Origin of the sequence: Methanoplanus limicola DSM 2279 (genome assembly GCF_000243255.1) — an archaeon.
Lineage (GTDB): Archaea > Halobacteriota > Methanomicrobia > Methanomicrobiales > Methanomicrobiaceae > Methanoplanus > Methanoplanus limicola.
Map to the genome: position 1 here is coordinate 1,092,855 of NZ_CM001436.1, position 20,926 is coordinate 1,113,780.

The 20,926-nt window shown below is 40.8% G+C and carries 23 protein-coding genes and 3 pseudogenes; 6 read left to right on the forward strand and 20 right to left on the reverse strand.

Translation table 11 applies throughout. The annotated features are described in order from the left end of the window. Positions 1 to 2: 2 nt before the first annotated feature. Positions 3 to 674 carry a hypothetical protein gene (locus tag METLIM_RS05235; protein WP_004076880.1) on the reverse strand — a complete coding sequence of 224 codons (672 nt, stop codon included), beginning with the start codon at positions 672 to 674 and terminating at the stop codon, positions 3 to 5. A gap of 281 nt (positions 675 to 955) precedes the next feature. Between METLIM_RS05235 and METLIM_RS05240 the strand changes: the two genes are divergently transcribed. The 5 genes from METLIM_RS05240 to METLIM_RS05250 all read left to right on the forward strand — a co-directional run bounded on the left by METLIM_RS05240 (position 956) and on the right by METLIM_RS05250 (position 3,781). Beyond that, positions 956 to 1,174, forward strand: a complete 219-nt coding sequence (locus METLIM_RS05240; protein WP_052300881.1) for a hypothetical protein — start codon at positions 956 to 958, stop codon at positions 1,172 to 1,174. Positions 1,175 to 1,420: 246 nt separating this feature from the next. Next, a complete protein-coding gene (locus METLIM_RS17135) occupies positions 1,421 to 1,696 on the forward strand; it encodes a hypothetical protein (protein WP_217178003.1) in 276 nt (91 codons plus the stop codon). Further along, the gene (locus tag METLIM_RS17655; RefSeq protein WP_394295891.1) at positions 1,675 to 1,923 is read left to right on the forward strand and encodes a DUF1016 N-terminal domain-containing protein; all 249 of its coding nucleotides are present in this window, start codon (positions 1,675 to 1,677) and stop codon (positions 1,921 to 1,923) included. Before METLIM_RS17135 ends, METLIM_RS17655 begins: the two co-directional genes overlap by 22 nt. A gap of 165 nt (positions 1,924 to 2,088) precedes the next feature. After that, positions 2,089 to 2,571 carry a PDDEXK nuclease domain-containing protein gene (locus METLIM_RS17145; protein ID WP_245543624.1) on the forward strand — a complete coding sequence of 161 codons (483 nt, stop codon included), beginning with the start codon at positions 2,089 to 2,091 and terminating at the stop codon, positions 2,569 to 2,571. A 160-nt stretch (positions 2,572 to 2,731) separates the two neighbouring features. Then, a complete protein-coding gene (locus tag METLIM_RS05250) occupies positions 2,732 to 3,781 on the forward strand; it encodes a helix-turn-helix domain-containing protein (protein ID WP_245543591.1) in 1,050 nt (349 codons plus the stop codon). Positions 3,782 to 3,842: 61 nt separating this feature from the next. Here METLIM_RS05250 and METLIM_RS05255 read toward each other — a convergent pair whose 3' ends face one another. From METLIM_RS05255 to METLIM_RS05290, 10 genes and pseudogenes are all read right to left on the reverse strand, one after another. Beyond that, positions 3,843 to 4,418 (reverse strand): AlbA family DNA-binding domain-containing protein, encoded by a 576-nt coding sequence (locus METLIM_RS05255; protein ID WP_245543592.1) that lies wholly within the window; start codon positions 4,416 to 4,418, stop codon positions 3,843 to 3,845. Between the two features lie 241 nt (positions 4,419 to 4,659). Further along, positions 4,660 to 4,785 (reverse strand): annotated as a pseudogene (locus METLIM_RS16010) (V-type ATP synthase subunit D); the annotation flags it as partial. Positions 4,786 to 4,816: 31 nt separating this feature from the next. After that, positions 4,817 to 5,311 (reverse strand): winged helix-turn-helix domain-containing protein, encoded by a 495-nt coding sequence (locus METLIM_RS05260; protein ID WP_004076883.1) that lies wholly within the window; start codon positions 5,309 to 5,311, stop codon positions 4,817 to 4,819. Between the two features lie 447 nt (positions 5,312 to 5,758). After that, entirely contained in the window at positions 5,759 to 6,538 is a 780-nt protein-coding gene (locus METLIM_RS05265) for a PepSY domain-containing protein (protein ID WP_004076884.1), read from the reverse strand. Positions 6,539 to 6,548: 10 nt separating this feature from the next. After that, complete coding sequence (locus METLIM_RS05270; RefSeq protein ID WP_004076885.1) at positions 6,549 to 7,283, reverse strand: hypothetical protein; 735 nt, start codon at positions 7,281 to 7,283, stop codon at positions 6,549 to 6,551. A gap of 95 nt (positions 7,284 to 7,378) precedes the next feature. Then, a complete protein-coding gene (locus METLIM_RS05275; RefSeq protein ID WP_004076886.1) occupies positions 7,379 to 8,173 on the reverse strand; it encodes a hypothetical protein in 795 nt (264 codons plus the stop codon). A 73-nt stretch (positions 8,174 to 8,246) separates the two neighbouring features. Then, a pseudogene (locus METLIM_RS05280) lies at positions 8,247 to 8,699 on the reverse strand (V-type ATP synthase subunit D); the annotation flags it as partial. A 109-nt stretch (positions 8,700 to 8,808) separates the two neighbouring features. Then, positions 8,809 to 10,200 (reverse strand): ATP-binding protein, encoded by a 1,392-nt coding sequence (locus METLIM_RS05285; protein ID WP_342633008.1) that lies wholly within the window; start codon positions 10,198 to 10,200, stop codon positions 8,809 to 8,811. Between the two features lie 338 nt (positions 10,201 to 10,538). After that, a pseudogene (locus tag METLIM_RS16015) lies at positions 10,539 to 10,685 on the reverse strand (V-type ATP synthase subunit D); the annotation flags it as partial. Positions 10,686 to 10,702: 17 nt separating this feature from the next. Then, positions 10,703 to 11,179: an ArsR/SmtB family transcription factor gene (locus METLIM_RS05290; RefSeq protein WP_004076889.1), complete on the reverse strand. Its 477-nt coding sequence runs from the start codon at positions 11,177 to 11,179 to the stop codon at positions 10,703 to 10,705. Between the two features lie 166 nt (positions 11,180 to 11,345). Here METLIM_RS05290 and METLIM_RS05295 point away from each other — a divergent pair, with 166 nt between their 5' ends. Next, entirely contained in the window at positions 11,346 to 12,410 is a 1,065-nt protein-coding gene (locus tag METLIM_RS05295) for a hypothetical protein (RefSeq protein ID WP_004076890.1), read from the forward strand. A gap of 189 nt (positions 12,411 to 12,599) precedes the next feature. Here the strand turns inward: METLIM_RS05295 and METLIM_RS05300 are convergent, their stop codons facing one another. From METLIM_RS05300 to METLIM_RS05340, 9 genes are read right to left on the reverse strand one after another with little or no spacing between them, the layout of a single operon-like run. Next, positions 12,600 to 13,232, reverse strand: a complete 633-nt coding sequence (locus METLIM_RS05300) for a V-type ATP synthase subunit D (protein ID WP_004076891.1) — start codon at positions 13,230 to 13,232, stop codon at positions 12,600 to 12,602. Positions 13,233 to 13,240: 8 nt separating this feature from the next. Next, positions 13,241 to 14,617 (reverse strand): V-type ATP synthase subunit B, encoded by a 1,377-nt coding sequence (locus tag METLIM_RS05305; protein WP_004076892.1) that lies wholly within the window; start codon positions 14,615 to 14,617, stop codon positions 13,241 to 13,243. 5 nt (positions 14,618 to 14,622) lie between these two features. Further along, entirely contained in the window at positions 14,623 to 16,371 is a 1,749-nt protein-coding gene (locus METLIM_RS05310) for an ATP synthase subunit A (protein WP_004076893.1), read from the reverse strand. Then, complete coding sequence (locus tag METLIM_RS05315) at positions 16,362 to 16,664, reverse strand: V-type ATP synthase subunit F (RefSeq protein ID WP_004076894.1); 303 nt, start codon at positions 16,662 to 16,664, stop codon at positions 16,362 to 16,364. The genes METLIM_RS05310 and METLIM_RS05315 overlap by 10 nt, the downstream gene beginning before the upstream one ends. A 4-nt stretch (positions 16,665 to 16,668) precedes the next feature. Continuing rightward, positions 16,669 to 17,727 carry a V-type ATP synthase subunit C gene (locus tag METLIM_RS05320; protein WP_004076895.1) on the reverse strand — a complete coding sequence of 353 codons (1,059 nt, stop codon included), beginning with the start codon at positions 17,725 to 17,727 and terminating at the stop codon, positions 16,669 to 16,671. Between the two features lie 15 nt (positions 17,728 to 17,742). After that, the gene (locus tag METLIM_RS05325) at positions 17,743 to 18,321 is read right to left on the reverse strand and encodes a V-type ATP synthase subunit E family protein (protein ID WP_004076896.1); all 579 of its coding nucleotides are present in this window, start codon (positions 18,319 to 18,321) and stop codon (positions 17,743 to 17,745) included. A 36-nt stretch (positions 18,322 to 18,357) separates the two neighbouring features. Then, complete coding sequence (locus METLIM_RS05330) at positions 18,358 to 18,609, reverse strand: ATP synthase subunit C (RefSeq protein WP_004076897.1); 252 nt, start codon at positions 18,607 to 18,609, stop codon at positions 18,358 to 18,360. Positions 18,610 to 18,612: 3 nt separating this feature from the next. Beyond that, positions 18,613 to 20,589 (reverse strand): V-type ATP synthase subunit I, encoded by a 1,977-nt coding sequence (locus METLIM_RS05335; RefSeq protein ID WP_004076898.1) that lies wholly within the window; start codon positions 20,587 to 20,589, stop codon positions 18,613 to 18,615. Beyond that, positions 20,582 to 20,905: a V-type ATPase subunit subunit G family protein gene (locus METLIM_RS05340; protein ID WP_004076899.1), complete on the reverse strand. Its 324-nt coding sequence runs from the start codon at positions 20,903 to 20,905 to the stop codon at positions 20,582 to 20,584. Before METLIM_RS05340 ends, METLIM_RS05335 begins: the two co-directional genes overlap by 8 nt. Positions 20,906 to 20,926: the final 21 nt, after the last annotated feature.

The window sequence follows — 20,926 nt, forward strand, 5'->3', positions numbered from 1 at the left end:
ATTTAAATTGCCGGGAGCGGCGGCATATAATTGTGATCAATGTCTTTTGATGAATAGATAATATATAGCGGACTCTTACTTTTCACAGCAGATTCGGTTGCCTGAACTGGTTTTATGTATATGCCATAATTATCACCAGACTCAGACTGAAAATTGATATTGAGGATGAAAAAACTGAGGCCATTTTCATCTTTTTTACTGAGATCCGTGCCTTCGGCAAGAAGTGCCACTGCACTCTCAGAGTCATTGATATAATAGATTATGGCAGAATATGTATCCGCACTCATATTTTTTTTGTTAATGCTGCTGTCAATAAAGTTATAATTTAAATCATACTCTGTATCATATATTCTTGTGATTAGTGAAGTGGAATTATCCTGATTAAGCCCAAAATCCCTGAACTCTGCAAGATCATAGGTTTTTACATCCGGAGGTACGCGAATTTCCCCATATTTTTCCGTGATATAATCCGGAAGAGGGTCATCTGCACTGAGTCTTGCTTCAACTGCATCAGTGTAACCGACTACCTCACAGACAAGTTCCTGATTTTTTGGATTATCTGTCCCAAAACCACCTATTCCTTGCCCAAAAAAGAAGGCAGCTGTCATTCCAACTATGGCAAGAATTACTGCTGTAAAACACAACACCACCATCAATAATTTCTTTGACATCATTAATAATACTCCCATATAATAATTGTTTGATTAGATCCTTTGACATATATCCATATTTATCACTAAAAGCTTGCCGGTATCTCAACTTCCTTCAATCAAACACGGATATTTCTTACCATTTTAAATTTTGGACCTGTATAATTCATCCTCATTCAGTCCGGGAAATTTATCGCCGGGATATGTCATATCCAAAAAGCCATCAAATATCTCAAAAACTCACATCCCGGGCTTTCCATAACCGATATTTCAGTCTATTACCACGCAAAAAATAAGGCTTTGTATTGATTACCGGAGATAACCTGCTCCGGAAAACTGCACAGAGAAACGGAGTTAATGTTCATGGAATATTATGGATTCTTGATGAGTTCGTCATCGCCGGTTGCATATCCTCACAAAAAGCACTAAAATCGCTTGAAAAAATCATAAAAGCCGGCGGACGACTGCCATATGAAGAATGCGAAAAGCTGAGGAAAAAATGGGTAAAAATTACCCGGCAGTGACACGGCAACGTTGGATTTTTCAGTGAAAGGGATATTTGAAATATACTATCTCAGCTTAAATAAGCTGAAAAGGTAATTTATGTTTAAGGATTTTCAGTCATCACTGGATTTTCAGACAGTGCCTCTCAGTTTCAGGATTGGGAAATAGATCAAAAAAATTTATCTCTCAAAATCAAAATGTTCTTTTAAGACGATGTTTTAACAATACATTATCAGAATTAAAATTCATGAGAGGAAACAGCAGGGATGAATGAGGATAATTATAAAAGCACAAAAGAGATGATGAATTCAGCATCTAAAAACAGATTAGTCCATGAAGAGAAAGGGGGTGTAGAACTTCCACTTTTAGACGAAGTCCGTAATCTGATAATAACGGCCAGAAGAACCGCGGCACAAAATATAAACATCCTTCAGGTGATCACAAACTTTGAGATTGGAAGACTTATCATTGAAAATGAGCAGTCCGGAAAAATAAATGCAGAATATGGAAAAATACCCATATTCAGCTTTCAAAAAGTCTAACTGAAGAATTTGGAAGGGGATTTTCAAAAAGCAATCTTGAATATATGCGCAGATTTTTTGTAGAATACAAAAATGAATTCACTGAAATTTCCCAGAAAGCGTCCGGGGAATCTGATTATTTAAGAAGTCCTGTAGCAATCGCCCAGACACTGTCTGGGCAATTAAGATTACCAAATCTTAGCTGGTCTCACTATGTATTCCTGATGGGAATAAATAACAGAGATTAACGCAGATTCTATGAAATAGAATCCGGAGATAACAACTGGTCGCTTGCAGAATTAAAGCGTCAGTTCAACTCCGGCCTATACGAAAGACTTGTTCTGAGCAGAGATAAAACGGGAGTTTTAGAGCTATCACAAAACGGCCAGATCATTCAAAAACCCGAAGATCTGATTAAAGATCCATTCGTTCTCGAATTTCTCGGACTTGATGAGAGAGAAAGATATTCCGAAAGCGAACTTGAATCCGCAATAATAGACAAATTAGAGAATTTCCTGCTTGAACTTGGAAAAGGATTTTTATTTGAAGCACGCCAGAAAAGATTCACATTTGACTCTGAAAATTATTATGTCGATCTGGTATTCTATAACAGACTGCTTAGGTGTTATGTCCTAATAGATCTGAAAATAGGAAAACTATCGCATGAAAACCTCGGACAGATGCAGATGTATGTCAATTACTATGACAGGCATGTAAAACTGGACGATGAAAAGCCAACAGTCGGAATAATTCTTTGCAAAACCAAAAATGATGCACTTGTAAAGCTCACACTTCCGGAAGACGGAAATGTATATGCATCACGCTACCAGCTGTACCTCCCGTCAAAAGAAGAACTCCGGAAAAAGCTCATAGAATGGTCTGAAGAGAGCACATAGTAAGAGAATATCACCGCCCAAAAACATCCGGATTAACAGGACAATTTTCTTAGAAAAAACCATTGAATAACCAAAGGATGCTTTTAAGTCACACATAACTCTTATTAGTTTACAAATTATATGATAAACCCAAGCTTGTAAACCAAAAGGCAAGGTGGTTATGATGAATCAGATAGGCGAGAGAATACATGCAGCCCGTAAAGGCAAAGGGCTTAGCCTCAGGGCAATGGGAGAGATAATAGGTGTATCACAGACTGCGGTCTCAAAATATGAAAAGGGTGAGATTGTACCGGATTCCGGAATGCTGATCAGGATTGCTAACAGCACCAGTAAAAGTCCGGACTTCTTTTTCAGGCAGAATAAAGTTAAATTACTGGAACCAAACTACCGCTGCAGAAAAAGCCTTGGAAAAAAAGAACAGGACATTATCCATGCAAAAACTGTTGACTGGCTTGAGAGATATCTGGAAATAGAGCATATCAGTGATGAGAAAATTGAGATTGATCTCCCGGATAAGAAGAACTGCCACGCAGATACTCTTGCAGATATTGAAAATATCGCCGTTAAAATCAGAAAACACTGGAATCTGGGGTTAGATCCAATAGATAATTTAATTGACAGTTTTGAGATGCACGGAATAAAAGTCGGACTTATTGATGCAGACAGCAGATTTGATGCACTTACTTTCCGGCATAACAGTCAGCCCGTAATAGCGGTTGCAAAAAACATTCCCGGAGACAGACAGAGGTTCAACCTTGCGCACGAACTTGGCCACATAATTCTTGATTTAAACCCGGAAATTGATGAGGAAAAAGCGGCACACAGATTTGCCGGAGCATTTCTGATTCCGGAAGAGATGATAAAATATGAACTCCGGGAGAAGAGAAAATCAATTGATATAAACGAACTCTACCGCCTGAAGCATAAATATGGCATCAGCATGAAGGCTCTTGTGCATCGTGCCGCCGATCTGGAAATAATTCCTGACAAAGTTGCAGTCAGGTATTACAGAGAATTTTCAAAGAAAGGATGGAATAAAAAAGAGCCGGGCCGGCCATTCCCAGGCGAAAGGCCGTCACATATGGAACTATTAATCCTGAGAGCACAGGCTGAGGAAAAAATTACCAGAAACCGGGCAGCAGAACTTTTCGGTGAACCACTGACAAACATCCTAAACGATGGCAGTGAACAGAAGGTGGTAAATGGATAATCCTAAAGAGGTCTGGATAAGTGACACCTGCATCATCATCGATCTCTTCAATGCAGGAATACTAAACCATCTCTTTAGTCTTGGTTACTCCATTAAAACCACCCTCTTTAGTTAACAGTTCGAGATTTGAGGCAAATTTATCTCCAAGATTAAATCCCTTTTCCTGATAATATATACGAAGCTGTTCAAAACTGAGATCCTGTCGTGGGGACCTTATATTACCGATGGAATTGCGAACCCGTTTTGCAAACAATTCTTTGATCATACGTGCCGGCATTGGATCACTTGCACTGCCAATCCGGATGAAGCATCCCTTTTCTGTCATCCCATATTTCCGGAGATAATATGGCTTCTCAGAACCACCAGCCAATACAATCCTGACGAGATCTTTTCCATTCCGCAATTCATGAATAACATCAAATAACCCAAGGCATGACGGCCGGATATTGTTTCTTAACCTATCCTTAACCTTTAGCTGGATCTCATCAGCGTCACTCAGACCGAACACATTTCCCGCCTTATCAATCCCCAGATAAATAACACCACCTTCAGATGTATTTAAAAAGGCCACAACCTCCTTTTCAAGAGATTCCGTTAACTCCTGTTTATACTCAATGCGGTTGGATTCTGTCATCATCTTCTCCCTATAATTAATCAGGATATTTTCGTAATCTCCCTCTGTAAAATCCCATCTAAACGAACAATAAAATGCTAATCACTCACAGTGATCAGAGTTATTCGTCTCAAAACTAAAATAAATTCCTCTGATTTCCATCAGGCAATATTATAATCAGGACATGTACAAAAAATGATTCTGATAATCCGTGCGCAATATTGTTAATTAGGAAGAAAAAATAAAAGCAAAAACCCAAAAAAAGTTATTTGGCCTGGGTTTTGGCCCGGATATTTTTGAGACGGACGATTTCGTCCCTTTCCATCTCATCAAGCCTCATTTTAATGAAGTCACGTGCTTCGGAAAGTTCGGGGATTACCTTGAACTCCAGGAGCAGCAGTAACATGACATTATAGAAGACATTACAGACCATACCTCTTCAATATTTGAGAATATTTTTTCCTCCGGTAAAATATGACTAAAAAAGCAATACAAACCAATAAAAATAATTCTCCAATAAAGAAAAATAAAGGTTCATGCATAATTGGCTGAAAATCAGACTTAACTACAAAACCCTTTATATAAATCACAATAGAAAATATTGAAACTGTAAACAAAATAAGTGAAGAAAGCACAAAAAATACATTATATTTTTTAGCAGGATTTAGTATTGCCTTCCCTGAGGCTGAAAGTGAATAATACTTCCATTTGTGGCCATCTTCCCTTTTATCCACAAAACCTGACTCAACAAGTTGAGCCAGATGCTGATGGACAGTTGAATTAGAATAATTCAATGTACTCGCAATCTCAGTAACGGTCATATTTCGCATATTAAGCAGCTTTAAGATCTGTACCCTTGAAGAAGATGATAATGCTCCAATCTTCTTGGAATCAAGAATGATTTCATCAATTATCATTAACAATTACATAATACAAAGATACTATATAACCTATCGGAAATAATACCAATATTGACAATTAATTATAGAAAAAAGATGGTGCTAGTGATTCGTCATAGTATAGAACCTTGACGTTTATGAATTATCGGAGTGAAACGAAGATGATTCCAAAACGTGCACTCTTATAACACTACATAGCACTTAGCACATTTTCTGGATAATTCCGGTGTATATTCCTGAAAGTTTACCATGTATTATAATTAGAATCTCACTAACACTATAAATTTAGGGCTCCTCGCTAAATCCTGTGGGTAGTTATCAAAGGTTCCAACAAATCACTTGTTTTTTTGCAGGATTCTAATAGATTATTTTAGCTAAATGCAGTATCCATAGATTTTGTGGTCGAATTGGTTATTCGACCGATCAAATTTTACCCACACCAAACAGCGAGGAGCCAAATTTAGTTTATTTGAATGAACTTTTCAAGTAAACTTCACCTGAAAGAGCATCAATAATCACAGATCCCCCACGAAGTATATAATTATCAGGCTCTCCTTCAATAACTACAAGCCACAATAATTTCTGCTCAGTTCCATCTGGATAATCAACAATAATTTTTGCATCCTTTTTCACAATCCTGATGTTGTCAAATTGATTTGTTGCGATTTCTATTGCCTTTTCTTCGCTTATTTCAGGCGCAAGAGAGATTTCTAAATTTTTATCAACAGACACATAGGAAATTATATCACCAGAATACGGATTTACAGACACAATTGCGGAATTAAAGAGTAAAACACCATCTTTTACATCTCTGAATACAAATTTATACTCCTTATAACTTCCATGGTTCAATAATGAAGAGTCTATAAGATCAGATTTATCAATACCCGATAATGAGGACTTTTCTTTTATGAAATTATAAGCATTTTGTTCTGCGTCTTCTAAACTAATCTTAACAGTATTTGTCTCTGACCATTCAAAAGGAAATTCTGCACGGCTGACTGTATAGGTACCAGCATCTACATAATAATTCCCGCCACATTCAGTGGAAAATTGATAATATTCTCCATAGTGATTTTTTCCAGTTCCTACATATTTAACAGCCTGATCCTTTTCCCCAAAAAATGCATGAAGCGAATTTTCTGCAATTTCATCTTCAGAATAATTGAAGGAATTATTTGCCATTACAGCTGCTGCAGAAATTATAACTGCAACTATCAATGTCAATATAAGAATTCTTTTCATAAATTATACCTCAAATTGTTCCATACCTTACAGGAGTTAAATACGCAGTACTCGGACTATTTCCTTGAACAACAATAGTATCTACTCCATCAGTCCATCCCCATGGAAAAATATCATCTATAGCATCATTAACCGCAGTTGATGCAGAATACCCAATAGAATACCCATCTTCAAGATATTCCCAGAATTTATTCCCCCAGTAATTTGACCTGCCATTGCCAATAGCACCTGAAAATCCTATTCTGTAGTCAACTCCTTTACTTGAGGCCGTGGAAAGTAAATTACCGGTTTCAGAATTATAATTTGCTGAATAACAAGCCTCAAGCACCATTAATAAAACATCATTAATTTCAAAAGCTGAATCTGAAAGTACTTTATGATTAGTACTCATTAAATCATCAGGAACATCACTGGCAAACAGATAAGATGAACTGCCATTTGAATCCTGAAATACTAAAATACCACCACCGTCACCCTGATATGTACCTCCATGACCATTGAAAAAATAAATCGAAGAATCACTTAACCACTGGGTACCACTTATAACTGATTGATCAGTGTAAGAATAACCATTATAACCAATTTGATCCTGATAATTTTCAGCATTCGAAGCGGTAGGTGTCGATGGTATATCACTGAAATCATAATTCATTGCATAAGGTGGACTGTGCTGTGTAGCAGATACAACTCCGGTTATGCTGAAAGCAATAACCAAAATCATAATAACTCTATAATATATTTTCACATTATACCTCCTGTCACGTACAAAAATGCACAAACAGATTATAATTATAAAATAGATTAGAATATGTTTTTCCTTCGGTTTTTACCGAAACAAAGTCAAAAAAAAGATTTAATTTTAAATCTTAGATTGGTTGCATAAGAGTAGTGAGAATCCTTTTTAGTAATCTCAATCACAACATTTTCCTGATACTGAATATCTTCATCAAAATATTTACAAATATTAAGATTTTTAGCTTCACTGGGAGATAACAGAGTGACTTCAACCCTTATTTCCCTAAATTCATGAGAAGGAATCAAAACTTCCGGAGCATAATCAGAAATTAACTTCCGTTCAGAATCACATTGCCCATTTACCTGTTCAAGACTGTATTTTACAGAAACATTTGAAATTTCAATATCCTCATTTCCTCTGTTGACTATAAGGATATCAAACGAAAGTTTATTCCCATCCAGTTTGACATCCGGCGAATAGATGACAGACAGATTATCTATGTTAAGATCAGGAGTATAATAAATACTCATATTTTCTTCAGTAGCATCAAGATAATAATCAAATGAATACTCATCCCCAAAAACCTCCTCTATCGAAAAAGAACCATCAGAGGAATAGTACATTACGGGAATAATGGTATGATATACTGAAGGAATCCTATTCACGGGAACATCTGCAAACTCTCCATCATCTATCGCAAGCATATGAACGGGGCTAAAAATTGAATAGTTTTGATCAGGCATCACAGGAAGTTCATTGCACCTGTATAAATAAGGCAAAGAAGATGTACCTGATGAATTTTCCAAGATAAATACAAGAATAACAGCTGAATTTATAGCCACAATAATTAAAACAATTATTGCACAAATACATACCTTCCCCCTCCCATCAAAAAACATTGTTATTTAATTAAACAGAACAGGTATAAGAAAAATATCTTTTTTTTAGGAAAAAAACGAAACCCAAAAAAAATTATTTGGCCTGGGATTTGGCCCTGATTTTCTTAAGACGGACGATTTCGTCCCATTCCATCTCATCAAGCCTCATTTTAATGAAGTCACGTGCTTCGGAAAGTTCCGGGATTACCTTGAACTCCAGAGCATTGACACGGCGTTTTGTCGACTCAATTTCATCGAGCAGACGCTTCATAGTGGTCTCAATCTCAGCAGCCTCAATGATAGCATCGACCAAATCCTCAAAGGAGGCCGCAGTATCATCAATAACCGCTGATGTGCCTAAAACGCCATAGCCACGCTCAGTAACGCTCTTTTTCACAGCCGAGGACTCAATCTCAGGAACAACAACACCCATGATGTTCTTCTCCTTAAGAGTAATCTGGGGTTTCTCCTTGACAGCCATTGCAGCCGCCTTAACCTTAATTGAACCCTCAACTGTATTCGCCATTGCAATCATACCGGTTGCACGCTCAAAGCCCTCGGCAGGAGCACCACGAATTGGACATCCACAAACTAACTTTCAGGTTCAAATCTCAATCTAACAAAAAAATGGTTCTCCCCTCAGAACCATAATAACTTTAATACTCACCCAAAACTTCCCAGTGTCCACCTTTGTCAGGACCAATGCGTTTTAGTTTGCCAGCCTCTTTTAGCTTATCTATCTGTTTTGCAACTGCCCTTCTGCTAATTTTAAGACATTCTGCCATTTCTGTTGTGGTAATACTATTATTATCTTTGACAAGCTGCAAAATTTTCTGTGAACTTTTCTGTGAACTTTTCTGTGAACTTTTCTGAGCGGTGTTTTCCATTATTTTGGTTACAGTTCCAGTCTGTTGAAGTTCCAGCGCACCAGAATCCATAGGAAAGACGGTACGGACAAAGTTTGCAGTAAAAAGAAAAGATTCCCTTGGATAGGCCTTAAGAATACGAGGCATACCTGAACCAAGATATTCTACAATACCCAAATACTTAAAGATCCGCATAAGTATTTTGTTACGTGGAATTGAGTAACCGGCAAAAAACTCCTCACGTGCAATACCAGGTGCAACAGTTCCGGCAGAAGTAATTTCGATACGATCCTGGAAAATTTCAAACTTCGGGACAGCCCCACTGGTATAGTCATTGTGAATAATGGCATTAATTACAGTCTCACGTAAAGCAACGGCATTCCACAGGCGTATATTGATTCGTTCTTTAGAAGTAATCTTCGTTACAGTACGGTTCTCAACCTCCAGTCGATCAAGAACCTGTTTACAGGATTTAATCAAAGAACAATAGCCATATTCATTGCTTTCAATCAGGTCAACCCTGTCCGGACCACGGTACCTGGCAACCTGAACCGAATTTCCGTTATCATCAGCAAGAAGATAAGCTGCATAATTATAATCACCCTCTTTAGTTAACAGTTCGAGATTTGAGGCAAATTTATCTCCAAGATTAAATCCCTTTTCCTGATAATATATACGAAGCTGTTCAAAACTGAGGTCCTGTCGTGGGGACCTTATATTACCGATGGAATTGCGAACCCGTTTTGCAAACAATTCTTCGATCATACGTGCCGGCATTGGATCACTTGCACTGCCAATCCGGATGAAGCATCCCTTTTCTGTCATCCCATATTTCCGGAGATAATATGGCTTCTCAGAACCACCAGCCAATACAATCCTGACGAGATCTTTTCCATTCCGCAATTCATGAATAACATCAAATAACCCAAGGCATGACGGCCGGATATTGTTTCTTAACCTGTCCTTAACCTTTAGCTGGATCTCATCAGCGTCACTCAGACCGAACACATTTCCCGCCTTATCAATCCCCAGATAAATAACACCACCTTCAGAGGCTGTTGCGTGAATAAAAATTAATAGACAAATGAATAAATGATTAGCACATTTGGGCAAAGTATTGGCAAACAATAAACAATTGTCGTGCGAAATTATCTTATTGTCTACAGAAAAGTAACCGTGCAACAGCCTCTTCAGATGTATTTAAAAAGGCCACAACCTCCTTTTCAAGAGATTCCGTTAACTCCTGTTTATACTCAATGCGGTTGGATTCTGTCATCATCTTCTCCCTATAATTAATCAGGATATTTTCGTAATCTCCCTCTGTAAAATCCCATCTAAACGAACAATAAAATGCTAATCACTCACAGTGATCAGAGTTATTCGTCTCAAAACTAAAATAAATTCCTCTGATTTCCATCAGGCAATATTATAATCAGGGCATGTACAAAAAATAATTCTGATAATCCGTGCGCAATATTGTTAATTAGGAAGAAAAAATAAAAGCAAAAACCCAAAAAAAATTATTTGGCCTGGGTTTTGGCCCGGATCTTTTTGAGACGGACGATTTCGTCCCTTTCCATCTCATCAAGCCTCATTTTAATGAAGTCACGTGCTTCGGAAAGTTCGGGGATTACCTTAAACTCCAGAGCATTGACACGCATCTTAGAGAAATTAGATCATAGATTTATATTTTTAGCAATACCCGGTTTTTCCACAAAATAATTATCTGTAATACTACTGCCCCAATTGCAATAATAAACAGTGGAAAATATGGATCATCAAATAGTGGAATACTTAAACTCATTTGAAGACGGGGAATTGTGTAATAAGTATAAATTGCAGCAAACGCAATTGTAAAGTTCAGAATTGAAGAGATTATAATCGAAAATCTGGAATTATTATCAGAACCTGTAACAGCTTTTCCAAAAGGAGTAAGTTCATAATATATCCATTTGTGACCATCCTCTTTTGATATAATAAGACCGGCAGATTCCATCTTTTTAAGATGGTAATGCACAGTTGATTCCTGAAGGGAAAGATCCTTTGAAAGTTCTGAATTAGTTTTTTTCCGGACAGAAAGCAATTTAAGTACATTTATCCGGGTATCTGAGGACAATGAATTAATAATGTTTTTATCTATAATATATTCAGAATCTTCCATGTGTACTTACTTGTAATTAATTAAATAAAAATCATATTCCTCATAAAAATTATTCCAAACAATTCGATGCGCATCTAAGGAAATTAATACTTATATAGTGGTCCAAATCACAGTTTCTTATGGAGGATAAAGACCTCCAATAAACTAATTAATGAGGTAAATCTAAATGAAAAAACGAACAATCATATTAAGTTTCGTCTTTGTGATACTATTGTTCTCAAACGTCTCTGGTGCTGCAATAGATGATAATGTCTATAATGCACTTGCACCATGTTACTCTGAAAATCTTATAGCATCATACGGACTCATACCAGTATTTGACGAAAACAATCTGTTAAAATCAGCCGGAATTTCTGCTTCATTTTCAAATGATACTCTTCAGAAAGAATGGTATGATCAGATGCATAGTCTTTATGAAAATACAAAATATGAAATCGATAAAAAATACTCATATCCAAGAGGTCCGATCATATCTTATGGCACTGATGCCTTAGGATCTGTTATTGTCGGAATATATGACAAAGAAAAAACTAACAGTTCCTACCGGGATCAAATATATTCAACCATTAAATCAGAAGCAGATAAATTAGGCATTAACAATATCCCGATCATTTTCTTTAATGCTGCAATGCCTGAACTGCATGTATCACGAACCGACACATGGAGGCCAGTAATCGGAGGAATCCAAGGTTCATGCAATATAGGAGATTTTACATTAGGATTTGCCGCAACAAGAAACGGACAAAATGGATTTGTAACAACAGGACATATTGGAGGTACCGGAACAACTGTTTATCAACCGAGTTCGCCTAATTCCGTAGGTTCTGTCACAGTTTCTTCAGGTGGTTCGACATCAGATTCATCATTTATCCAATATAGTAATGTTGCAGCTAAAATCTTTGAAAGTTCTTCAAGTCAACCATCCGTATATTCATACTCAGATCCATGGCAAAATCTTTGGGTGATCAAATCAGGAATTAATACAGGAACCACAACAGGACAGGTTATTGCCGAGACATCCTTATGGAATAGTTATTTCCAGACAACTCTTTACAACCAATGGTATGCAAGTTATTCCAGTAGTGGAGGAGATAGCGGAGGACCGGTATATTACAAAGATACTAACCACAGAGTTCATATTTCTGGCATACACTGGGGAAAAGGAAGCTATTCATGCTTTTCTCCAATATCAAATGTAATGAATGATCTTGATATTTCAGTAAAAACATAAATTTTAGAATAATACTAAATTTTCCGTAATTATTTGGTAAAATTGATTAATTCTATGTAGTGCAATTTAGAGTGCCGGTCTTGTAATAATCTCCGTTTCACTTTGATTATTCCAGAAAATCAGGTTCTGCACTATAAATTAACTAAAACTACAAATTCTTTTTTTGAGGAAAAAACGAAACAAAAAAAATTATTTGGCCTGGGTTTTGGCCCGGATCTTTTTGAGACGGACGATTTCGTCCCTTTCCATCTCATCAAGCCTCATTTTAATGAAGTCACGTGCTTCGGAAAGTTCCGGGATTACCTTGAACTCCAGAGCATTGACACGGCGCTTTGTCGACTCGATTTCATCGAGAAGACGCTTCATAGTGGTCTCAATCTCAGCAGCCTGAATGATAGCATCGACCAGATCCTCAAAGGAGGAGGCAGTATCATCAATAACCGCTGATGTTCCGAGAACACCATAACCACGCTGTGTAACACTCTTTTTAACAGCTGAAGACTCAATCTCAGGAACAACAACACCCATGATGTTCTTCTCCTTAAGAGTAATCTGGGGTTTTTCCTTGACAGCCATTGCAGCTGCCTTAACCCTGATTGAACCCTCAACTGTATTTGCCATTGCAATCATACCGGTTGCACGCTCATAGCCCTCGGCAAGAGCACCCCGGCTTTCCTTTGCATCTTCTAAAACCTTGAAAAATTCAAGGATCAGTCCGTCGCGCTTCATCTTGAGGATGTTATAGCCACGCTCTGAGAGCTTAATCTTCTTCTTTAAAGCAATAAGCTCAGAGCGGGTCGGCTTTACATCTTTAAGCGCCATTTACAGTCTCACTCCTTTCTGTACTTAGGGTGATACTTCCTGATCAGGTCACGGTCAATACGTGTAAGCTGGTCTTCCGGAAGTGACGAGAGAAGCTCCCAGCCGAGATCAAGTGAATCCGCAATTGAGCGGTCCTCATCATGGCCCTGGCGGACAAATCTGCCCTCAAAGAGGTCAGCGAATTCGAGGAAGAGCTGATCACGCTCTGATAAAGCATCCTTACCGACGATAGCCACAAGACCACGGAGATCAACACCCTCCGCATATCCTGCATACATCTGATCAGATACCTTCTTGTGATCGTCGCGGGTCTTGCCCTCTCCGATACCAAGGTTCATCAGACGTGACAGTGACGGCATGACATTGATCGGCGGGTAGATACCCTTCCTGTGAAGTTCACGGTTGACCACAATCTGACCCTCGGTAATATAACCTGAGAGATCAGGAATCGGGTGTGTGATATCATCACCAGGCATTGTAAGGATTGAAAGCTGAGTAACAGATCCCTTGTTGCCCTTGATAATACCTGCACGCTCGTAGAGTGATGCAAGATCAGTGTACATGTAACCCGGATATCCACGTCTTCCGGGCACTTCCTCACGTGCTGCACCAATCTGACGGAGAGCCTCACAGTAGTTTGTCATATCAGTCAGGATAACCAGAACGTGATATCCAAGCTCAAATGCAAGGTACTCAGCAGTTGTAAGTGCAAGACGCGGGGTGATGATACGCTCTACAGCAGGATCATCTGCAAGGTTGAGGAATACAACAGCATGCTCAAGAGCACCTGTACGCTCGAAATCAGCCATAAACTGATTCTCCTCTTCCTTTGTGATACCCATTGCAGCAAAAACTACAGCAAACTCCTCGGTTGATCCGGGAACCTTTGCCTGACGTGCAATCTGAAGAGCAATCTCATTGTGCGGAAGACCTGCACCGGAGAATATAGGAAGCTTCTGACCACGGACAAGTGTGTTTGTCGCATCAATGGTCGAAATTCCGGTCTGGATAAACTCAGACGGTGATGCACGTGCATATGGATTGATAGCAGCACCGTTGATGTCGATCTTCTTCTCAGGAACAATCTCAGGTCCTCCGTCCTTTGGCTTACCGCCGCCGGAGAGAATACGTCCAAGCATCTCATGTCCGACAGGCATCTTGATGGTCTCACCAGTGAAGCGGACACCTGCATCCCTGCCGATACCTGCTGTGGTCTCAAAGACCTGAACAACCACAATATCATCAGATGTATCGAGGACCTGACCACGCTTTGTGGTCCCGTCCGCCTGGACAATGTTTACAAGCTCATTGTATCCGACAGGCTCAGTCTTCTCAACAAATACAAGAGGCCCCTGAACCTTCTGAATAGTGCGATATTCTTTCATCTGAATCAGGCCTCCTTGATCTTTGCGAACTCAGCTTCCATATCCTTGAAGATCTTTGCAAGTTCAGTTTTGTAATCTTCAATAAACTTGATCTGTGCAAGTTCATTCTTTGACTTGACAGCAATAATAGAAGCAATCGGGAACCCTGCCTTCTGTGTGGAATATGCAAGCTCTGCGTACTTCTTAATTGCCTTCATAATGTCAAACTGCTTATCCATTGAACAGAATGTATCAACCGGGTCGAAAGCATTCTGCTGAAGGAATACCTCACGAAGCATACGTGCCACTTCAATTGTGACCTGCTCTTCGTCAGGAAGTGCATCTGAACCGACAAGCTGTACAATCTCCTGAAGTTCCGACTCTTTCTGAAGAACTTCCATTGCCCATGCACGAATCGGATTCCACTCAGGTGAAACATTCTCATCGTAGTATGGTGCAAGAGTGTCAAGATAAAGAGAGTACGAATTCAGCCAGTTGATTGCCGGGAAATGTCTCCTCTGTGAGAGTTTTGCATCAAGCGCCCAGAAGCACTTTACAATACGGAGCGTGTTCTGTGTAACCGGTTCTGAGAAATCTCCACCAGGTGGGGAAACAGCACCGATAACGGTAATTGAACCAAGTTCTCCGTTGAGAGTATCTACACGGCCCGCACGCTCATAGAATTCTGAGAGACGTGCTGAAAGGTATGCAGGATAACCTTCCTCACCAGGCATTTCTTCAAGACGTGATGAAATTTCACGCATTGCTTCAGCCCAGCGGGATGTCGAATCTGCCATCAGTGATACATCGTATCCCATATCACGGAAGTACTCAGCAATTGTAATTCCGGTGTAAACTGATGCCTCACGTGCTGCCACAGGCATGTTTGAGGTGTTTGCAATGAGAATAGTTCTCTCCATCAGAGGCTTTCCGGTCTTTGGATCCTCAAGGAACGGGAACTCGGTAAGTACCTCTGTCATCTCATTGCCACGCTCTCCACAGCCGATATAGACAACAATCTCTGCATCAGACCACTTTGCAAGAGCCTGCTGGGTAACAGTCTTTCCTGATCCAAAAGGACCCGGAATTGCGGCTGTACCACCCTTTGCAATCGGGAAGAGGCCATCAAGAATACGCTGTCCGGTAATCAGAGGGATATCCGGATTCTTCTTCTCCATGACCGGTCTTGGGACACGGACAGGCCACTTCTGCATCATGGTGACATCTTCACCGCTGTCAAGGACACAGACAACCTCTTCAACAGTAAAACTGCCGGATTTTATGTCTGTGATCTTTCCGCCCTTGAAATTCGGCGGAACCATGATCTTTGTGACAATGTTTGTCTCCTGAACCTGACCGATAACCATACCAGGTTTAGCAAGATCGCCCTTCTTTAAAAGCGGCTCAAATTCCCACTTCTTTTCATGGTCAAGACCAGGTGCAGTGACACCACGTTCAATGAAATTGCCCATCTTTTCCATGAGCACTTCAAGCGGCCTCTGAATACCATCATAGATACTTGTCAGAAGACCTGGTCCAAGCTCAACTGCCAGGGACAGTCCGGTGTTTTCAACCGGTTCACCCGGACGGATACCGTCGGTCGCTTCGTATACCTGAATGATAACGTTGTCACCGTCAATCTTGATGACCTCGCCCATCAGCTGCTCATCGCCAACCCTGACCACATCATACATATGTGCATCAAAGTTAACGGCAGTAACGACCGGACCGGAAATCCTCTTTAGAATTCCTTTACTTTTTCCTTTTACTTCCACAGATCAACACCCACTGATCTCTTAATTCTCTCTCTCATGGAAAGTCCGCCCTCTTCACCGCCGATTGCAATGACAGTTGGCCTGACTGATTCCGATAGGGTAGTGCGAAGTCTTACAGAGAGTTTCTGCATATCCTCGCCCTTAAGGACAAGGATTCCTACTTCAGAATCGCTCATGACCTTTGTGACAAGTTCTGTCAGCTGATCCACAGATTCTGCCGGATATGTCTTCTCAACACCGGCAAGACGGAATCCAAGGATAAACTCACTGTTTCCAACAACTGCAATCTCCATATTTTCACACCACCATTGAGGCCTCTATCCTCTCTGAAGGGAGCTTTGACTCCTTTCCTCTTGCAAGTGCACGAAGGTTCGCAACCTCGTAATATTTCTCTTCAAGATAGACCAGAATCGGAGTAACCGAAAATGCATAACGCCTTGAGAGTTTTTCCATCTCACTAAGCTTTGCCTTAATCAGTCCGACCTCTACCTCATACGAGGAACCGCCCATCTTTACAAGCTCGAAAACTTCGTCAAAAGATTCGCCCTTAATACGCTTATTGACAGTATCAACAACCTCATCCATATTATCAGAAGATGCCAGACGGACAAGTTCATCAACTGTGAAACTTCCGCCTTCCACCATCAGAGCTTTAATCTCCTCAGGATCTGCCTCTCCCTTAACACGGAAAAGGGTCTGAAGGTTTCTGGTATCAATGTCCACCTTGATGTAGGACAAAAATGCATATCCTCCCTTCACACCGCCCTTGGCTTCCCTGATGAGGTTTGCGTAATACGCCTTGTAAAGTTCATTCTCCATATCTGCAAAGGAGCCGGACTCCATTGCTCCGGCAAGTTCCCTCTCAAATACAGGATATAATTTATGATCTTTAAGGCTCTCAATAATCCTGTCAGGTGAATCCTCATTTAACAGGCGGTCCAGTACCGTCCTGTCGAGGCATCCTGCCGGAATTAAGATCTCCCTGATCTTTCCGGTTTTGACACCCTGGTGCTTACCACGGATTATTGTAAGGACGTTTTGAATGTCCCAGCGCAGAAGGTAACTCTTTGTAAAGCCCTTCAGGTGCCCCGGCACAAGTTCAATAATCTTCTGATATTCCTTCGCAAGATTCCAGGAAAGTGCGATCTCAATCAGATCTATACCTGAGAATGATGGAGCAAGCTCATCGATCTCTGCTTTATAGCGTGTCTCTTCAATAACACGCGTAATCTCAGGCAGCTCCATATTCAGCATGCGCATGTAGTCTTCACGGGGAATGAGTTTTGATCTCCTCACCCGCATACGAGTGCATGTATAGATATAGGGAGCAGGGCCTGTTGTATTCACAGCAGCCATTTCTGCAACCCTCCTTTAGCCAAAAAGGGCCTCTGATGCGTCTTTCAGACTGTCTTCCCAGACCTCTGAGAGATAGGCATTGTAGCTGAAATCCAGCTGCAACTGCCCGTCTGCACTCTCTGCAATGACGCCACCCGATATGTCCTTTATTCCTGCCAGTGAAAAACCTTTAAGCGTTTTAAGCTCTGAAAGAGCTGCCTCAACTGCTGCTGAATCACGTTCATTGCAGTAGAATAGACCTTCACCAAGTTCCTTTGCCGCGGCCTTACACAGCTCACGGACAGCCTTGGAGTGGAAATCTGCGGGAAGTTCATTGATTGCCCTGACAGTTTTCTCATAGGTCTCATCTAAAAGATCCTTTTCTGCATTAAGAATACCACGTTTGACAGAAAGGTTTGCAGCTGCAACCTCCCTTGTCACAATGAGCGCTGACTGTCTGTCTGACTCACTCTCTGCAGCCTTCTTGATAGAAATTACTTCCTCATTTGCTTCTGCAAGGATCTTATCTGCTTCCGCTTTTCCTTCCGCTATAATCGCGGCAGCCTCTTTTTCACCTTTTGCTTTGATCTCACTGACTACAGCATCCAATGCCATTGTTCATTACCTCTATATTTAAGTCGGGCTACCAACTTACGTGAACAACAGCAGGAGTGCAATAACAAGACCAAAGATAACGACTGTTTCCGGAATTACAGTAAAGAGAAGTGCGAGACCGAACATCTCCTTGTTCTCTGCGGTTGCTCCGACTGCTGCACCGCCGATACCGAGCTGTGCGAGACCTGTTCCCATACCTGCAAGACCTACTGCAAGGCCTGCACCAACTGCTTTAAGTCCAACTGCTGATGCCTGTGCCACTTCAACTGTCATAGCTTCTACTACCATAATCTAATCCTCTGTAAATTTCCTTTTAATTCCAAATGGTTCATATTTCCGTCCTCCACCCTGATAGAATTTGGTGAAGAACTCGACATAGTGCAGACGAATTGAATGCAAACCGCCGCCAAGGAGACCAAGTGCGGTGTTTAAAATGTGTCCGAGAAGGAACACAACAATTCCTGCGATAATTAAAACTATACTCATAATGCTGAAATCAGCCATTGCAGGCTCTATCATCATACCGATTGATATAAAATTTGTAACCGCTGCAATTGCAACAGATGAGAGACCAACTGCTGCAAGACGTGCATATGAAAGCACGTGACTGATAACCGTCGGGAGTTCCATCAGCTCAAGTGCTGATTCCTGTCCGATTCCGACAACACCTGCAATAAGCAGAACTGCTCCAAATATTCCGAATATATTAAACCCGGAGACGATCGGCGCAAATCCTGAAAGATCAGGCATAAGAGGCATTGCAAACATCGACCAGAGAATAAAGAGAATACCCCACATTACAAAAATCCATCCAAGCTGCCCAAAAATAACTTTCTTCTGGTGCTCACCGGGGTGAATAGTCTTTTTTGCGTTATAAATGTGAAGACTCCTTCCGAGAGTGATGTGTAAAATTCCAACCCATGCCGATATAATCAGCAGAAGTATTGCGTCAGGTCCGTGACCACCGTGTGCCGCTCCTATATTGAAGTGACGGCTGACCCATAACGGGTCCCACGGCAGCGCAAATCCCAAGAATTCACTGTAAAAGAGACCGAAAATGATACTCGATACACTCGCATTTCTAAGTACGTCAAGGAGCAGATTTCCTGCTTCACTTCCCTTAACAAGTTTGCGGAGCCCAAAGCTCATTGCGAGCAGTATAAGACCATAGCCCACATCTCCAAGAATAAATCCGAAGAAAATCGGGAAGACAATTGCAACAAGCAGTGTCGGGTCAAATTCACTGTATTTCGGCCTTGAATAAATGTCAACCAAAACTTCGGTTGGCTTTGCAAAGTCCGGGTTGTCGTATTCTACCGGAACAGCGTCTTTAGCATAATCGACTTCTGTTTCGGTAACGAAGACCTTACCTCCGGTAACGGATTCAAGGTCCTTTATGAGAGCCGCTGTCTTGTCAGATGGAACCCATCCTTCAGCAACGAACGCCTCATCTGTGGTGGCAAATCTAAGCGGAACTTCCGCCTGTTCAACTTCTGCCGTGAGCAGTTCATCGCATGCCACCAAAAACGATGCATGCTTTTCTTTCTGAGCAGATATCTGCTCTTCTAACTTACCAATCTCGCTTTCGAGACGGGTGATCTCATGAGTATGCCGGGAAATGCTGTCCTTTGCCGTGCCATCTCCTTCAGGGATGACAACAGATGTAAAACCGGCCTCTGATAATGCTCTGTCAGCCTTATCAGATTCAGATTTGGATACAACTGCAATAAGGAGATTACCGGGCACTTCAGATGTGAAATATTTTTCACAGTCAACCGGAAGTTCAGTGTCCGCGGGTATATGACCTGCAAATACATTTACTTCTTCGTAGCCCCTGAGCAGTGAAAGATCCAGAGGTACAGGAACAAAAGGCTCAAGCTCCGCTACTTTCTGCTGGTTTTCGCGAAGTGAAGTCTCAAGGCTGTTCTTCTTATCAACCAGAGACGAAACTTCCTTTTCAATTGCAGGAAGCTCACTTTCAACTTTTGCAGATAACGGGCCTGACTTATGCACTGTTCCAGGCTCAACATCACCGGAACCAAGTCCGATCATATTGATTATGGATCGTATTTTCAACAGCTCGGTGGAATTTTCAGAGGCTCCCTTCATCGGTTTTCCGATCTTAAAGCCCTGATATTCTTCCTCCTCCTTTTCGACAAAGTCTTCTACATGAAATACATTATAGCGGTACAACTCACGTACAATCGGATCAAGCTGATCTTTGGACGCGGCGATGAGCAGTTTGCTCATCATCTGTGCCTTAAACATTTACTTTCACCTTGAACTTGGAAACAAGCATATCTACTGCTCCGTCAAGGTTAGAAGCGGCGTCTTTTCTGAGCGATTCAGCACGCTTTTCTCCGTCTTTACGGATTATGTCATGCTTCTTCTGCGCTTCAGCACGTGCGTCTGCGGTACGCTTGATTTTGTACTCTTCAGCATCTTTTTCCGCTTTGGAAACAAGGTTTTCAGCTTCTGTTTCAGCAGATGCAATTAGTTTTACTTTCTCTGCTTTGGCAGCGCTGATTGATTTTTTGTAGTTTTCTTCAGTCTGTTTGATGCTCTTGAGGACCTCAGTCTTCATCCAACCCTCCTCTCACGGCAA